Origin of the sequence: Mesorhizobium sp. LSJC269B00, from assembly GCF_000502815.1 — a bacterium.
Taxonomy (GTDB): domain Bacteria; phylum Pseudomonadota; class Alphaproteobacteria; order Rhizobiales; family Rhizobiaceae; genus Mesorhizobium.
Map to the genome: position 1 here is coordinate 128,337 of NZ_AYVN01000006.1, position 15,995 is coordinate 144,331.

At 64.1% G+C, this 15,995-nt stretch carries 16 protein-coding genes; 1 reads left to right on the forward strand and 15 read right to left on the reverse strand.

The window, feature by feature from the left end; genetic code table 11:
• Positions 1 to 15: 15 nt before the first annotated feature.
• The 14 genes from X771_RS147310 to X771_RS147245 form a co-directional block, all read right to left on the reverse strand.
• Complete coding sequence (locus X771_RS147310) at positions 16 to 486, reverse strand: VOC family protein (RefSeq protein ID WP_023688744.1); 471 nt, start codon at positions 484 to 486, stop codon at positions 16 to 18.
• A 20-nt stretch (positions 487 to 506) separates the two neighbouring features.
• A complete protein-coding gene (locus X771_RS147305; protein WP_023688745.1) occupies positions 507 to 1,601 on the reverse strand; it encodes a hemolysin family protein in 1,095 nt (364 codons plus the stop codon).
• Positions 1,602 to 1,629: 28 nt separating this feature from the next.
• Complete coding sequence (gene ybeY / locus X771_RS147300) at positions 1,630 to 2,136, reverse strand: rRNA maturation RNase YbeY (RefSeq protein WP_023669546.1); 507 nt, start codon at positions 2,134 to 2,136, stop codon at positions 1,630 to 1,632.
• 17 nt (positions 2,137 to 2,153) lie between these two features.
• Positions 2,154 to 3,230: a PhoH family protein gene (locus tag X771_RS147295; protein WP_196813585.1), complete on the reverse strand. Its 1,077-nt coding sequence runs from the start codon at positions 3,228 to 3,230 to the stop codon at positions 2,154 to 2,156.
• Positions 3,230 to 4,639 carry a tRNA (N6-isopentenyl adenosine(37)-C2)-methylthiotransferase MiaB gene (gene miaB / locus X771_RS147290; protein ID WP_023688746.1) on the reverse strand — a complete coding sequence of 470 codons (1,410 nt, stop codon included), beginning with the start codon at positions 4,637 to 4,639 and terminating at the stop codon, positions 3,230 to 3,232. The genes X771_RS147295 and miaB overlap by 1 nt, the downstream gene beginning before the upstream one ends.
• Before the next feature lie 53 nt (positions 4,640 to 4,692).
• Positions 4,693 to 5,493 (reverse strand): lysophospholipid acyltransferase family protein, encoded by an 801-nt coding sequence (locus X771_RS147285; RefSeq protein WP_023688747.1) that lies wholly within the window; start codon positions 5,491 to 5,493, stop codon positions 4,693 to 4,695.
• A gap of 28 nt (positions 5,494 to 5,521) precedes the next feature.
• Complete coding sequence (rimI, locus tag X771_RS147280) at positions 5,522 to 6,016, reverse strand: ribosomal protein S18-alanine N-acetyltransferase (RefSeq protein WP_023669542.1); 495 nt, start codon at positions 6,014 to 6,016, stop codon at positions 5,522 to 5,524.
• The gene (gene tsaB / locus X771_RS147275) at positions 6,016 to 6,693 is read right to left on the reverse strand and encodes a tRNA (adenosine(37)-N6)-threonylcarbamoyltransferase complex dimerization subunit type 1 TsaB (protein WP_023669541.1); all 678 of its coding nucleotides are present in this window, start codon (positions 6,691 to 6,693) and stop codon (positions 6,016 to 6,018) included. Before tsaB ends, rimI begins: the two co-directional genes overlap by 1 nt.
• A gap of 107 nt (positions 6,694 to 6,800) precedes the next feature.
• Positions 6,801 to 7,907 carry a DUF1513 domain-containing protein gene (locus tag X771_RS147270; RefSeq protein ID WP_023688748.1) on the reverse strand — a complete coding sequence of 369 codons (1,107 nt, stop codon included), beginning with the start codon at positions 7,905 to 7,907 and terminating at the stop codon, positions 6,801 to 6,803.
• A 2-nt stretch (positions 7,908 to 7,909) separates the two neighbouring features.
• Complete coding sequence (locus tag X771_RS147265) at positions 7,910 to 8,989, reverse strand: imelysin family protein (RefSeq protein WP_023688749.1); 1,080 nt, start codon at positions 8,987 to 8,989, stop codon at positions 7,910 to 7,912.
• On the reverse strand, positions 8,989 to 10,578 hold the full coding sequence (locus tag X771_RS147260; protein WP_023688750.1) for a di-heme oxidoredictase family protein: 1,590 nt from the start codon (positions 10,576 to 10,578) through the stop codon (positions 8,989 to 8,991). The genes X771_RS147265 and X771_RS147260 overlap by 1 nt, the downstream gene beginning before the upstream one ends.
• Before the next feature lie 12 nt (positions 10,579 to 10,590).
• A complete protein-coding gene (bfr, locus tag X771_RS147255; protein WP_023669537.1) occupies positions 10,591 to 11,076 on the reverse strand; it encodes a bacterioferritin in 486 nt (161 codons plus the stop codon).
• On the reverse strand, positions 11,042 to 11,353 hold the full coding sequence (locus X771_RS147250) for a hypothetical protein (protein WP_023688751.1): 312 nt from the start codon (positions 11,351 to 11,353) through the stop codon (positions 11,042 to 11,044). Before X771_RS147250 ends, bfr begins: the two co-directional genes overlap by 35 nt.
• A gap of 59 nt (positions 11,354 to 11,412) precedes the next feature.
• Complete coding sequence (locus tag X771_RS147245; protein WP_023669535.1) at positions 11,413 to 12,705, reverse strand: imelysin family protein; 1,293 nt, start codon at positions 12,703 to 12,705, stop codon at positions 11,413 to 11,415.
• A gap of 490 nt (positions 12,706 to 13,195) precedes the next feature.
• On the opposite strand from X771_RS147245, the gene X771_RS147240 reads away from it, so the two are divergent.
• Positions 13,196 to 14,449, forward strand: a complete 1,254-nt coding sequence (locus X771_RS147240; protein WP_023688752.1) for an FAD-dependent oxidoreductase — start codon at positions 13,196 to 13,198, stop codon at positions 14,447 to 14,449.
• A 131-nt stretch (positions 14,450 to 14,580) separates the two neighbouring features.
• Here the strand turns inward: X771_RS147240 and X771_RS147235 are convergent, their stop codons facing one another.
• Positions 14,581 to 15,858: a 4-aminobutyrate--2-oxoglutarate transaminase gene (locus X771_RS147235; protein ID WP_023688753.1), complete on the reverse strand. Its 1,278-nt coding sequence runs from the start codon at positions 15,856 to 15,858 to the stop codon at positions 14,581 to 14,583.
• Positions 15,859 to 15,995 lie beyond the last annotated feature (137 nt).

Sequence of the window (15,995 nt, forward strand, 5' to 3'; positions counted from 1 at the left end):
CGGCCGATCGCTGCGCTATCGGGGCCATCCCTCGATGGTTAGCCCGCTCAGGTGCTCGGCCTCCTCGCGCGGCACCGCGCGCAAGGTCTGGGTGAAGGTCCAGACATGGCCTTCGGGGTCGCGCGCCCGATACTGCCGTTCGCCGTAGAAATGGTCGGCAGGCTCCTCGACGATTTGGGCTCCAGCCGCCATTGCCCGCTCACAATGCACGTCCAGGCCGTCTTTCAGACGCACACAGACCGACTGAGTGTTCTTGCCGCCGACGCTTACCGGACTGGCAATATGATCGGCCCATTCGGAATCGACGATGATGTAGCCGTCGCCAAAGCGCATTTCGGCATGGACCAGCCGTCCGTCGGCGTCGCTGACCACCATGCTCGGCTTGAAGCCGAAGGCCGTTTCGAGCCATTTCAATGCGGCTCGCGGGTCCTTGTAGAAGACACCCGAGCCAAAGGTTGAGTGCTTGAAGGGATCGTCGATCGTCATCGGCCGGGCAACGTTCTGTCCTAGGCCTGCTCGGTGCGGGGGGCGGTCACGCGGCGGCGACGCTCGCCCTTCTGGTTATGGACGATGCGCACCCGCTTGACGCGGCGCGGATCGGCGTCGAGCACGTGGAATTCGAAGCCGGGGATGGCTTGCACAACCTCACCACGCGCGGGCACGCGGCCCAGCGTGTTGAAGATCATGCCGCCGATCGTGTCGACATACTCGCCATGCTCGCCGGCGGTAAAGTCCTCGCCGATCATCTTGGCGACCTCGTCGATCTCGGCCTTGCCGTCGACGACGAATACGCCCTCGCCGGTCTGGGTGATCAGCGGCTCGTCCTCGTCATGCTCGTCCTCGATATCGCCGACGACCATCTCGACGATGTCTTCCAGCGAGGCGAGACCATCGGTGCCGCCATATTCGTCGATGACCAGCGCCATCTGGGTTCGCGTCGTCTGCATATGGCCCATCAGGTCGGAGGCAAGCATCGATGGCGGCACGAAAAGCACCGGGCGGATCAGATTGAGGTCGCCGATGGTGCGGCCGAGATCGACCTGGGCGAGGTCGAGAAGCGTCGTTGCCGGCGTCTTCCTGGATGTTCTGCCCTTCTTGACGCGGGCAACCTTGGTGATGTGGGCCAGCACGTCGCGGATGTGAACCATGCCGCGCGGATCGTCGAGCGTCTCGGAATAGACCGGCATGCGGGAATGGCCGGACTGCTCGAACAGACCGAGCAGATCGCCCAACGTCGTGGTGATCTCGACGGCCTCAATATCGGCGCGCGGCACCATGACGTCCTCGACGCGTACCTCGCGCAGGCGCAATATGTTGTTGAGCATGGCGCGTTCGCCAGGCGAGAAAGACCCGGCATCGCTGGTCGTTTCGGCAAGCGCGCCGGCGATTTCCTCGCGCAGGCTGGTGCCGTTCCGCTGCCTGAAAAGGCCCAAGACGCGGTCGAACAGGGACGGACCGGCAGGCGATGGCTCGCTGGCAATACTACCAGAAGCGGGGCTGCCGGAACTGGGACTCGGACTCGATCCCTCTTCCGTCGTATCGGAAGGCTTTGTCGCACTGCCAGCCTCGGGGCGGGCGGCAGTTTCTGGTTTGTCGTTCATCGTCGTCCGGTCAATTGGTCTTTTGTCATTACGTGTAGGGATCGGGAATGGCAAGCCTTGCGAGCGCTGAGCGCTCGATGGCTTCCATCTCATCGGCCTCTGCATCGGTCTCGTGATCGTAGCCCAGCAAATGCAGCAGGCCGTGGATGACGAGATGGGTGATATGGTTCTCGAAGGGCTTGTCTTCCAGGGCTGCTTCGCGCGCCACCGTCTCGGCGGCCAGCACGATGTCACCCAGCATGGGCGGCAGCTTGCCACCCCTGGGGAACGGAAAAACAGGGAAAGACAAGACGTTGGTCGCCTTGTCCTTGCCGCGCCAGCCGGCATTGAGGGTACGGATATGGGCATCGTCGGAAAAGACGATGCTGAGTTCGGAAGGACCGGCAGCAGCGGTTTCGGCAAAGGCAGCCGACACGGCGCGATCGACCAGACGCGTCAGCGCCGCCTCATCGGGCCAGTCGCCGGCCTCGACCGACATATCGATCTCGACGGGAACCGAACTATCCCCGCCGCCAGGTCTTATGTCTTCAGGCATGAGCCCGCATCGTCACATCAGCTCTCGGCGCCGAGGCCGCGCGCCAGCTTGGCGTCGCGGTCATAGGCCCTGACGATTTCGGCCACCAGCGGGTGGCGCACAACGTCGACATCGTTGAAGCGCACGGTTACCGCGCCCGCCACGCCGTCAAGGACACGCAAGGCTTCGACGAGGCCCGACTTGGTGCTTGGAGGCAGATCGATCTGCGTCGGATCGCCGGTGACGATCATGCGCGAATTCTCGCCGAGGCGGGTCAAAAACATCTTCATCTGCATCGGCGTGGTGTTCTGCGCCTCGTCGAGGATGACGGCGGCATGCGCCAGCGTGCGGCCGCGCATGAAGGCCAGCGGCGCGATCTCGATGACCTCGGCGGCAATGGCGCGCTCGACCTTGTCGGCCGGCATCATGTCGTAAAGCGCGTCATAGAGCGGCCGCAGATACGGATCGACCTTTTCCTTCATATCGCCGGGCAGAAAACCCAGCCGCTCGCCGGCCTCGACCGCCGGCCGTGACAGGATGATGCGCTCGACCATGCCGCGTTCGAGCAGCATCGCCGCATGCGCCACCGCCAGATAGGTCTTGCCGGTGCCGGCGGGGCCAATGCCGAAGACAAGTTCCGAACGCTCCAGCGCCCGCATATAGGCGTCCTGGTTGAGCGAACGGGCATAGATCGTCTTCTTGCGGGTGGAGATCTGGGCGGCCGAAACCTTGCCCTTGCGTTCCAGCGTCGGCAGCGTCAGCTGGTCGTCGGCGGCAATGGCCATGCGCACGGCGCCATCGACGTCGGACTGGCCAATGTCGGTGCCCTTCTGGAGAATGCCGTAGAGATTGTCGAGTGCGCGGCGCGCCTGTTCGGCCGCCGAGGCCGAGCCCTTGATGGTCAACTGGTTGCCGCGCGAGCGGATGTCGACGCCGAGCTTCTGCTCGAGCCGGGCCAGGTTCTCGTCGAACTGGCCGTACAGGGCGCTGGCAAGCTTGTTGTTGTCGAAAGTCAGAACGATGTGCGCCATGTCAGAGGCCCCGGATGTCTGGTTCTGGGGCAGAGTCTTCACTTCAGCAGCGCTCAACCGTCTCTCCTCATCTGCCGAGGCCATCAAGCCAACTCGGCGAACAGGCTATTGTAGCCCGTCTTCGTGATTCGCACCCGGATAATGTCACCGATTTCGCCGGCCTTTTCATCAACAATAACCGGCTGCAGCCAAGGCGAGCGGCCGACCTTCTGGCCGGCCTGACGGCCGGGCTTCTCGATCAGCGTGTCGATGGTGCTGCCGACCAGGCCCAGGCCGAAATCCTGCTGCTGCTTGAGCAACAATGCCTGCAGCTGTTGCAAGCGTTCATCCTTGACCGCTTCCGGCACGTGATCGGGCATATCGGCGCCCGGCGTGCCGGGACGCGGCGAATATTTGAACGAGAAGGCCGAGGCGTAGTTCACCTGGCGCACCAGACCCATCGTCGCCTCGAAATCGGCCTCGGTTTCGCCGGGGAAGCCGACGATGAAGTCACCGGACAGCGCGATGTCGCCGCGTGCAGCGCGGATGCGCTCGAGCAGCGCCAGATAGTCCTTGGCCGTGTGCCTGCGGTTCATCGCCTTGAGGATGCGGTCTGACCCGGATTGCACCGGCAGGTGCAGATAAGGCATCAAAGCCGGGAGGTCACGATGGGCAGCGATCAATTCGTCGTCCATGTCGCGCGGATGGCTGGTGGTGTAGCGCAGCCGCGCCAAGCCGGGAATCTCGGCTAGCCGGAACAGCAGGCGACCAAGCCCCCATTCCATGCCATCCTCACCCTTGCCGTGCCATGCATTGACGTTCTGCCCCAGCAGCGTCACCTCGCGCACACCGGCATCGGCCAGCCGCTCGGCTTCGGCGACGATCTGCGCCACCGGCCGCGACACTTCCGAGCCCCTGGTATAGGGCACGACGCAGAAGGTGCAGAATTTGTCGCAGCCTTCCTGCACCGTGAGGAAGGCGGTGACGCCGCGCTTGATCATTTCGGCACGCTTCGGCTGCGGCAGATGCTCGAACTTGTCCTCGATGGCGTATTCGGTCTCGACGATCTTCTCGCCGCCACGCACCCGGGCCAGCACATCGGGCAGCCGGTGATAGGTCTGCGGGCCGATGACCAGATCGACAGCAGGCGAACGGCGGATGATTTCCGCGCCTTCGGCCTGCGCGACGCAACCGGCGACGCCGATCAGCATTTCGCGCCCAACTGCTGCGCGTTCAGCCTTCATGTCGCGGATGCGGCCGAGCTCAGAATAGACCTTTTCCGCCGCCTTCTCCCTGATATGGCAGGTGTTGAGCAGCACCAGGTCGGCGTCGGCGATGACATCGGTCGCGGTGTAGCCGTCGGCTGCCAGCGCATCGGTCATGCGCTGTGAGTCATAGACATTCATCTGGCAGCCATAGGTCTTGACGAAGACCTTTTTGGCCGAGGCGGACGCCACAGCAGCGCTTTGCAAGGCGCTGTCGGTTTCGTTCCGCTCTATCGTGTTCAAATCCATCCGGCGGCTTCTAACGCCTTTCCGTGACAAAAAACAGACGATTCTAGGTTGCGCTACCGACTCTGGCGCGGGTCGGCGAGCGCGGCCTGCATCATGGCGCGCACCTGGCTTTCCATCAGCCTCGACGTTTCCTTGCGGTTCGAGCCCTTGGAAAAGGCGATGGGCTCGCCGAAATGCACCTCGACGTCAATGGCGCCTTCGGCCATCAGCACCTTGAGATGCGGCATCAGGTCCTGATCGCCGATCCAGGCAGCGAGCGGCCGGTGGCGACGGCCGAGAGGCACGCCGTGCACCCGCGTGTAGGCAATCGCCAGCGGCTGGATGAAGACCTGCTCGGCCGCGCCTTCCGAAATCGCCATCGAGGCGGCGCCGAACAAGGTGCTCTTGAACGGCAGGATGGTGTTGCCGTCGCCGGTAGAGCCCTCGGCAAACAGCACCATGGCGTCGCCCTTGGCCATGCGGCTGCCGATCTCGCTGGCCTGGTCGCCAGCTGTCCGCTTACGCTCGCGTTCGATGAAGACCGTACGCTGCAGTTTCGACAGCCAGCCGATCAGCGGCCATCCCTCCATGTCCGCCCGAGCGATGAAGGTCACATCGGCAAAGGAGCCCAGCACCATGATGTCGGTCCAGGAGATATGGTTCGAGGCGACCAGCAGCGGGCGCTGGCTGGACAGCGCACCTTTGACATGGATGCGCAGGCCGAGCGTCCGGACGATGAGGCTGTGCCAGGCCTTCAGAATGACCGTCTCACGCCAGATTCCAGTCTTCATCGACAGCAGCTGCAAAGGCACAAGGACCAGCGAACCGACGACAACGAGGCTCAGCGCCAGGAAAATCCTGATTTTTCCGATCATGCAGCTTGGCCCTGCCCCAAAACTTTGGCTAGCGAAGATCGCGGCGCATGACAAGCGCGCCGGTAGGACCATGTTCGGTCGAGCGGTAATAATTGGCGCGGTGGCCCACCTGGCGGAAGCCGAGCCGCCGGTAGAGGGCGATGGCAGCGACATTGGTCTCGTCGACCTCAAGGAACAGCGCCTCGGCGCGCTGCGCATGCAATTCGCGCAGCACGGCGTCCATCAATTGCCAGCCGAGCCCCTGGCGGCGATGCGAGCGCGCCACCGCCACGGTCAGAATCTCGCCCTCGCCGGCTGCAAGCCTGGCCAGCACGAAGCCGACCGGCGGCTTGGCGCCCTGGCCGATTTCGCGCGCGGCATAGCCGAACACGGTTTCCTGTTCGAGCAACGCGGCGAACTCGCCATCGGTCCAGGGCCGGACGAAATCCTCGCGGTGCAGCACCGACGCTGCCGGGCTGTCGGCGATTGTCAGCGGCTCGAGCGCATAGTCCCTGCGGCGCGGCTGGAGGAAAGGGATGCGCATTACTTTTCCTGCCTCAACAGGATGAACCCGGCCTGCGCCTTGGCATCGGCGCCGCGCAGATAGAGTGGCTTCGGCTTGTCGCCCTCGCCTTTTGCAGCGGCGAGCCGGGCGTAGACGGCAATGTCGGCGGTGGCAGCCGTCGGGCCGATATCGAAATCGCGACCGGCCGCGGCTGCGATCTGCACGGCGGCCGTGCCGGCAAGCACCGGACGATTGTCCGCCGCCATTCCCGCGGCTTGCGCAAGTGTGGTCACCGCCGGACCATAGCGCAAAATCGCTTCCGCATCGTAAAGCGCGGCATGGATTTCCTCGCGGCCGGCATCGAGAGCGGCCAGGACCGGGCGGCCGGGAAATGCCGCCCTCGCCTCGGCCGCCAGCGCCTCCAGTGTCGTTACCCCGATCGCCGGGATCTTCAGCGCCAGCGCCAGGCCGCGCGCCGCCGAGACGCCCACCCGCAGGCCGGTGAAGGAACCCGGACCGATGGAAACCGCAACGGCGCCAAGGCCGGCATAATCGGTGCCGTCCGCTTTCAGCGCTTCGTCAATGACAGCCATCAGGTGTTCGGCATGGCCTTTGCCGAGATCGAGTACCGAGCGGCCAAGTTCTCTGCCGCCCGATGCGTCATAGACGCAAGCGGCGCAGAGATTGGCGGCACAGTCGATGGCGAGCAGTTTCATGGGCGACCGGTTCGAAAAACAGTCTCCCTCTGCCCGCCACGGCGCGCCGCCGCAAGAGCCAGCGCGTAAATTGTTAAGCGGCTTCGCTTCGGTGCAGGCCGGACGGCTTACGCCGCCGGCGCGATGCGCAGCATGTGGTTGTCCCAGACATAGTCGGGCTCGGAGCGCGTCGCGCCGCTGCCTTCGATGATTTCGCCGGCACCCGTGGTTGCCATGAAGCCCGGGCCGTCGGGCGCCAGGCCGCAGACCTCGACCAGCGCCTTGGTGGCGACGATCTTGCCGCTGGCGGCGTCGATGACGGCCAGCGAATTGCCTTCCGGCGAAGACACCGCGACCGTGCCGGCAATCGGGTTGGCGGCGACCGAGCCGATGTAATTCCGGAAGCCGGATAGCACGTCCTGCGGCATGTCGAGCAGCTGCAGCCCCTTGCCGCGCGTGGCGCGGCCGACCAGCGGTGGCCGCTCGGTGCCCGGCCCGCGGTACTGGCAGCCGAACCAGATGGTGCCAGTGGGGTCGGCATCCATGTGGCGAATCGACAGCTGGTGCAGAGCCGGCGGCAGTTCGTGCTTTTCGATGAGATCGCCGGTTGTGCGATCGACCAGCACATAGGACGGCTTCATGGTGGCGATGTTGAGCTCGGCGCGGCCATAGTCGGGATGGGTCTCGATGCCGCCATTGGCGATGGCGATCGTCCGGCCGTCTCCGAGCAGCAAGAGCTCATGCGGCCCCATGCCATAGGTCGGAAACTCGCCGATGCGGCTGAACTTGGCCCGTGCGTCGTAGATCCCGACCACGCCGGCGGCATTGTCGAAATTGTTTTCGGTGGCGTAAAGCAGCGCGCCGTCGGTGGAAAACACACCGTGGCCGAAGAAATGCCGACCGGTGATGCTGGCGATGGTCAGCGGCGGCTCGCGGCCGGCATGGTCGAAGACCACGGCGAAGGTGCCGGGTTGCCGGGCGAAGACCACGGAGCGCTTCGAGACCGGATCGAAGGTGACGTCGTGGCCACGGTCGGGCAGGTCGATCGCATGCAATACTTTTCCGGCTTCCGACAACACAGCGGCGCCAAAGCTGCCGTCGCGCTTGACGAAGGCGGTGGCAAAGACGGCATCGGCGGCAAGCGTGTCCGCCCAGGCCCGCGGCGCCATTGACGCGACCAAGCCGGCGCCGGCAGCCCTGAGAAAATTGCGGCGGTCGATCAGTGGCGTCCTCATGATCAGTCTCCGTCGAGCGAGGAGAAGCCGGCGGTCAGGCCGAACTCGGCGGTCAGCCTGGTGCCGATCAGGCCCGACAGGCTGGAGGTGATCAGCGCGAAATGCTCGAGTTTTCCGCGCTCCGCGGGATCGGCCAGCGTCTTGTCGATCGGACCCTGGATGGATTTGGCAGTGGCAACGCCATTGATGAGCTGGATATGGATGGATTCCGCCATCCATCTGCTATCCTCGGGCAGCGCGTCGCCGAGCTTCGAGGCCTGGAACAGCGCATCAATGCCGGAGAGGTTGCCGGCTAATGACAGGCCGGTGTTTTGCGACCGCCAGTAGATCGCCTGCCTTGGCTTGTCAGCCTCCGGCTTGGCGCCGAAAAAACCTTTGAGGCGCACGTCGCGGACCATTTCCAGCTCGTTGATGAAGACGCCGACCAGTTCGGTCACCGCTTCGGTGCCGTCGCGGTAAAGCGCATTGTCGGGTCCGGGATTAGCCCACAAGGCTGCAAAACCGTCCGGTTTTTTCCAGGCCGCGTCGACATCGGCCGCCATGGTCTCGATGTTCTTGGCGACTGCCGCGCCATAGGCGCAGCGATAGGGCTCGTCCTTGCCGACGAGCGTCTCGGCGCCGTCGCCGTAAAGCACGAACTCCAGCGCCCCTAATCCCTGCATCGCGACACTCTTGCCCGCCAGCTGCGCCGGATCGGTGGCGGTCGGATCCTTGCCGGCCAGCGCCGCCTGCACCTGCTTCAGGCCGATGCTCTTTCGGTCCGGCCAGTAGAGCATGCGCTCCAGCCGGTTGTTCTCCTTGATTGGCCCGAAGCCGATGATTTCAGCCGACGACCAGGCTGCGACCGTGGCCGAGAATCCGGCATGCGCGGCATCGAGGTTGCCCTGCGACGGCGCCTGGCAGAGCGCGTCCATGGCCTTCGCCAAGGTGCCGGCATGGCCACGCAGGCTGGCATAGGCGGGGCGGACAAATCCGTCGATCGCTCTTTGAATGACATCGGAGGCTTTCACCGAGGCCGATGCCGGGGACGCACCGAACAGAGCCAATGGGAGGAGTAGAACAGGCAAAACCCGCTTGAGCATCAGAATGACTCCAGGAATTTGATGAGAGCATCGCGGTCGGCCGTATTGGCGGCGGCAAAGCGATCGCGCGCCTTCTGCCCCTCGCCGCCATGCCACAGGATCGCTTCGGTAAGCGTGCGCGCACGCCCGTCATGCAGGAAGAAAGCGTTGCCGTTGACGGTCTTTGTCAGGCCGATGCCCCATAGCGGCGGGGTGCGCCATTCACTGCCCGTGGCATCGCCCACCGCCTGGCCGTCGGCAAGGCCAGGCCCCATGTCGTGCAGCAGAAAGTCGGAATAGGGCCAGATCAGTTGGAACGCCTGCGCCTTGTTCCCGCGCATGGTGACGAATTTCGGCGTATGACAGGCAATGCAGCCCATCTCGTAGAACAGCTTCTTGCCGGCGAGCACGGCGGGTGCGCCGACATCGCGCCGCGCCGGCACCGCAAGGTTCTGCGAATAGAAGGTGACGAGGTCCATCACCGGTGGTGGCGCCTCGACCGGGCCGAGCCGCTTCTGCACGCCATTGGGCATGGCCAAACAGGCCTCTTCGGCTGCGGTGCAATCGCCCCAGTGACTGGGCTCTTCCGGCGTCGAAATGCCGATGTCGCCGGCAAAGGCGTCCGCCGCCTGCTGGCGGATCGACGCGGTCTGGGCCTTCCAACCGAAGCGGCCAAGCGTCAGTTGCCCACTGCTGAGGTCACGCACCATGTTGGGCTTGCCGGAAATGCCGTTGCGGTCGTCGGGATCGGCATGGGCAAGGAGGTCGGCCGGCGCGATCTGCTCGATCAGGCCAAGGCCGATCATTGGCGGCGTCAGGCGCGGCGACAGCGTGGTGCGCGGGTCAAGCGGGCCGTAGCCAAGCCCGTCGACCGAATAGCTCGGCTTGCGCAGCCAAACCACGCTGCCGTCGCCGAGCGTGACCTTTTCCTCGCGATAATCGACATACATGCGGCCTTCGCCCTTGAGGCCGGGCACCGCCAGTTCCTGCAACTGCGCGCCGTAGACCGGATCGGGGAAGTTCAGCACCTTGTGCACGGCAATCTCGGCCTTTTCCTCGGCCGTGCTCGCATCGCGCGCCAGCCGCAGGAACATCGACGTGGTGCGGCTGTCGGCGGCCGGCGGGCGGCCGCGGCCATCCTTCAAATGGCAATTCTGGCAGGCGCGCTCGTTGAACAGGGGTCCGAGACCGTCCGAGGCCTGGGTCGAGGATGGCGACGACACCCAGTTCTTGCGGAAAAGCGCATTGCCGAGCTTGAAATTGCCCTGTTCCTCGAAGGTGATGTTTTCAGAGGGTTGCGAGAAGGCGTCGCGGTCGACCTGCCTGCGCGACGTGCCGGCGCCGCCTTGCATCGTTTCGAAGGATTCGGGCTTGGAGAAATCCTGGGTTGGCCTGGTAACGGCAAGGACGCGGGACCGGTCCTTCGGCGTCAGGTCGGTGCGGCTCGTGGCGAGGCCGACCGGTTCCGACGATCCGGCCAGGGCCGGGGCCAAAATTGCCGCCAGGGTTACAACCGAAAGCCCGCGAAAGGCCTGATATCGCGGGTTTTTGAGCAGCAGCGGGCCGGCGGCCCGCCGCAAGCGGCGCAGAATATCTAGGGGGCGCCGCATTCCTGCATGGTCCTATTCCGCCTCGTCCGCCGATGCGGCGTTGAGCTGGCCGTATTTTTCCTCGCCGATCGAGGCAAGGAGGTCGAGCTGCGTCTCGAGGAAGTCGATGTGACCTTCCTCATCCGCCAGCAATTCCTCGAACAGCTTCATCGTCACGTAGTCGCCGGCTTCGTTGCAGATCTCGCGCGAACGCTTGTAGGCGGTGCGTGCGTCATATTCGCCGGCGAGATCGGATTCGAGCACTTCCTTGACGTTCTGGCCGATGCGCAACGGCGCCACGGACTGCAAATTGGGATGCCCTTCGAGGAAGATGATACGGGCCACCAGCCGGTCGGCATGGTGCATCTCCTCGATCGATTCGGCGCGTTCCTTCTTTGCCAGCTTGGCATATCCCCAATCTTCGAGCAGGCGGAAATGCACCCAGTATTGATTGACGGCGCCAAGCTCCAGGAACAGAGCCTCGTTAAGCCGCTCGATGATCTGCGGTTCGCCTTTCATGGATTCTGCTCCCATATTGGACGCGCAGGCCTCTGACGCGATCCAGGTGTGAAACGATGTCCACGCCGCTCGCCTCCGAACGGGTGTGGTAATTTTCGGTGACCCGAATGATCGTTTCGACCACATTTGGGAAGCAGCCGCAACAGCGACCGCGCTTTTGCATCGTGTGATAGACCTTCGCCGGCACGATCAGTTGCCAGGGGTCCTGATCCAGCAGATCGATGATCGTCTGCTCAATCTCCTTTTCGGTGATGATGTTGCAATGGCAGATCAGCATGGATTGGCTCTGGCTGACGGCGCCCCTCCGCGCCGTTTGGCTGGTGGTTGGTTGGGGTGCTACTTGAACACCTTGTCCGGTGCGTCGAGGCTGTCGGACCCCTCGAAGGCTATGTTGTTCAGCTTCAGCGCGCCGACGGCGCGTTCGATCGACTTGGTCTGGTCGACCAGCGCGTCGATTGCCGCCTGCACGGTAGCATTGCCTTCGGTGTTGCCCTCGGCGATCTGCTGGTCGTAGGCCTCGCCGGCCACTTCCCGCGCCTTGATCGCCTCCATCTTGGCGACCGAGACATCGAGCTTGTCGGACAGTTCCTTGTCGATCGCCGGATCGGCCGCCTTGACCATATCGTGCACCGACGGGCCTGAAACGACGGTGCCGTCGATGCGCGTGTAGCTGGCGAGATAGGCGGCGCGGATGCCGATGGCGTCATAGAGATGCGAGTTGTAGGTATTATCCGAGAAGCAGTCGTGCTCCTCTTCGGGATCGTGCAGCAGCAGGCCGAGTTTCATGCGCTCCCCGGCCAGTTCGCCGTAGGACAGCGAGCCCATGCCGGTGAAGATCACCGAGATAGCGGTGTTCGGCTGGCCATCGACGAGGTTCTTGCGGGCGGCCCCGTCTTCCTTCCAGTTGCCGACCATCTCCTGCAGGTCGGAGACCAGAAGATCGCTGGCCGACTTCAGATACTCGGCCCGGCGATCGCAATTGCCGCCGGTGCAGTTCTTGAGGTCGTAGTCGGTGTACGGACGCTCGCCGGCGCCCGGGCCGGTGCCGTGCAAATCCTGGCCCCAGAGCAGGAATTCGATGGCGTGATAACCGGTGGCGACATTGGCCTCGATGCCGCCGGCCTCCTGCAGCGTGCCGGCGAGGAACTCCGGCGAAAGCTTCGAGGCGTCGACCTTCTTGCCGTCGATCTCGATGTCCTTGTTGGCGATGACATTGGCGGTGTAGAGCGCGTTGGCGTCGGACTCGGTGCCGTAGCTCTTGGCGACGTAGTCGATCAGGCCTTCGTCGAGCGGCCAGGAGTTCACCTTGCCTTCCCAGTCGTCGACGATCTTGTTGCCGAAGCGGTAGACCTCGGTCTGCTGGTAGGGCACGCGCGACGCCTTCCAGGCATCGCGGGCGGCATTCAGCGTGTCCGCCGACGGGTTGGCAAGCAGCGCGTCGACAGCCTTGTCGAGCGCCTGCGCCGTGGTCAGCGAATCCTCGTACTTGGCCAGCGCGATGTCGGAATAGGTCTTGATGACCGCCTTGGCATCGATCTCCGCCGCCTTGGCCGGCAGGATGAAAACCGCCGCCGTCAACATAGCCGTGGCACCGATCGCAGCCAGTCTGCCGCCATATCGCGCTGTCATCATCAGTCTCCAGTTCAAAGGGGATTCGGTAAAAGGCGCGCGTGCCAAACGGTGCCGGGACATAGGCATGCCGTAGGACACCACAGATGCCGCGCCGCTCTGCGGCTCACGGGAGAAAGACACCAAATGCCTCCAATCGAACGGGTTCAAGGCCCAAACATCAAAGGGATGCGCTGACGCGCGAGCCTCCATAAAACGATGGCGAGGCCGGAAGTCAACTGGTGAACCCTAGAAAACTCAATTGAAACAACAGTTTAGAATTATTCTAAACTAGCACTATCAACTTTAAATCGTAGCCAGCAGCCAAGGTGAGAGACGCCGCGATTGACAAGCGACCGTTCCGGGTGCGACCCGGACCGGGGCTCTTGCGACGGCGGCAGACAATCGCCATCTGGCGGAACGGCTCACAATCAAAGCATGATGTCGTCCGAAAACCGCTTCACACTTTTCGGCATCATGCTCCAGATTTGAAACAGGAATTCGGGTTGCGATGAAGAACGGGGTCGTCATTGTCGGTGCGGGTCATGCGGGCGTGCAAGCGGCCGCCAGCCTGCGCGAGGAAGGCTATGACGGGCCTGTCATACTGATCGGCGACGAAACCGATCTGCCCTATCACAAGCCGCCGCTGTCGAAGACCTTCATCAAGGACGCCGATGTCAAGCCGCAACCCTTGCGCGGCGAGGCCTTTTACACCGGCAGCGCCATCGACTTCAGGCCGAGCATCCGAATAGACAGCCTCGATACGGCAGGCTGCAAGCTGGAGGTAGCGGGCGGCGGCGTGCTGCCGTTCGACCGGCTCATCCTGGCCACCGGTTCGCGGCCGCGGCTTCTGCCGCTGCCGGGCGCCGACCTCTCGGGCGTGCTGTCGCTGCGCTCGATCGCCGATGCGCGGCTGATCCGCGCGCTCAGCGCCCAAAGCGAAGACGTGGTCATCCTCGGCGGCGGCTTCATCGGGCTGGAGATCGCGGCAACGCTGAGGGCCGCCGGCCGCAACGTCACCCTGGTCGAGGCTGTCGACCGGCTGCTTGGCCGCGCCGTGGCGCCGGTGGTGGCGAGCCATGTCCGCCAACGGCTGGAGGCGATCGGCGTGCGTATCCTCACCGGCACCACCATTGCCAGGCTGGAAGGGGAAAACGGCCATGTCTGCGCTGCCATCACCTCCACCGGCGAAAGGCTGCCCGCGCGCATGGTCATCGTCGGCATCGGCGCCGTGCCGAATGTCGAACTTGCGCAGGCTGCCGGACTGACTGTCGCCAATGGCATCCGCGTCGACCAACAGATGCGCACCTCAGTGCCTGATATTCTGGCCATCGGCGACGCCGCTTCCTACCGCCACTGGTCGACCGGCGGCGACGTGCGGCTGGAATCGGTGCAGAACGCCACCGACCAGGCGCGGCTTGCCGCACGCACGATCACCGGCCATACGGACGCCTATGCGGCGGTGCCGTGGTTCTGGTCTGACATCGGCGACATGAAACTGCAGATGGTCGGGCTGACCTCGGGCGGCGACAGCCATGTCGTGCTGGGCGACCTCGCTGAGAACAAGTTCTCGATCTACCACTATGCTGGAAGCCGGCTGCTCGGCATCGAATCCGTCAACAGGCCGGGCGACCATATGCTGGGCCGCAAGATGCTCGGGGCCGGGTTTTCGCCGATGGCGCAGACGATTGCTGAGGGACCTGACGGGCTGAAGGCTGCACTGGCAGCGTTCCAGCAGGATGAGCCGGCACGGGCTGCGGGCTAGACGCACTTACCCTCCCCCTTGTGGGGAGGGTCGCTGCGAAGCAGCGGGGTTGGGGTCGGCGCGAGGCCCCCACCCGGACCTGCGGTCCGACCTCCCCACAAGGGCCCACAAGGGGGAGGTAGGGGTTTGCGCTAGGCAGCGCAGACTTCGCGGATCGAGCTTTCCAGAATGTCGAGCGCCTCGTTCATGACATTGTCCTGGATGGTGATCGGAGCCAGGAAACGGATGACGTTGCCGTAGACGCCGCAGGTCAGCAGGATTAGCCCCTTGTCGAGCGCCTTCAGCCGGATCGCATTGGCGATCTCGGCCGACGGCAGGCCCTTCTTGACGTCGTTGAACTCGACCGCGTTCATGAATCCGAGGCCTCTGATGTCGACAATCTCGGGCACATCGTCGCGGATCGACTGCAGCCGCTGTTTCAGCCGGGCGCCCAGCGTATTGGCACGGTCGCACAGCTTTTCGTCCTCGATTACGTCGAGCACGGCGTGTGCTGCGGCGACACCGATCGGGCTGCCGCCATAGGTGCCGCCGAGCCCGCCAGGACCGGGCGCATCCATAATCTCGGCGCGGCCGGTGACCGCCGCCAGCGGGAAGCCGCCGGCCAGGCTTTTCGCCATGGTGGTAATGTCGGCCGCGACCTCATGATGATCCATGGCGAACATCTTGCCGGTGCGGCCAAAGCCGGTCTGCACCTCATCGGCGATCAGCAGCATGCCGTGCTGGTCGCAGAGCTTGCGCAGCGCCGTCAGGAATTCGCGCGGCGCGTCGTAGAAGCCGCCCTCTCCCTGGACCGGCTCGATGATGATGGCGGCAACGCGAGCCGGATCGACATCGGCCTTGAAAAGTCTGTCGAGCGCGGCAAGCGAATCGGCAACCGACACGCCATGCAGCGGCACCGGGAAGGGCGCGTGGTAGACGTCGCCCGGCATGGCGCCGAAGCCGACCTTGTAGGGCACGACCTTGCCGGTCAGCGCCATGCCCATGAAGGTGCGGCCGTGGAAGCCGCCGGCAAAGGCGATGACGGCTTGGCGGCCAGTGGCGTTGCGGGCGATCTTGATGGCGTTCTCGACGGCTTCAGCACCCGTGGTGACGAAGATGGTCTTCTTCTCGAACTTGCCGGGCAGCATGCCGTTCAGCCGTTCGGCCAGCCTGACATAGCTCTCATAGGGCACGACTTGGTGGCAGGTATGGGTGAAGCGGTCGAGCTGTGCCTTGACCGCCTCGATCACCCTGGGATGGCGGTGGCCGGTGTTGACGACGGCGATGCCGGAGGAGAAATCGATGTATCGGCGGCCTTCTACATCCCAGATCTCCGAATTCTCGGCGCGGTCGGCATAGATCTGCGTCGTCATGCCGACGCCGCGCGAGATCGACTGGTTCTTGCGCTCGGAAATGGCTGCGTTCTTCATTTCGTCCCTCATCGGGCCGACGCCCGTTCTCGTTAGATGAATGCCAAGGCCTCTTCTGACCTTATTTCACGTTTTCCTCAAGTTGGCACCGCCGCCGGGCGATTGGGCCTGTCGTCGATGCGGGCCACTTCGACAGA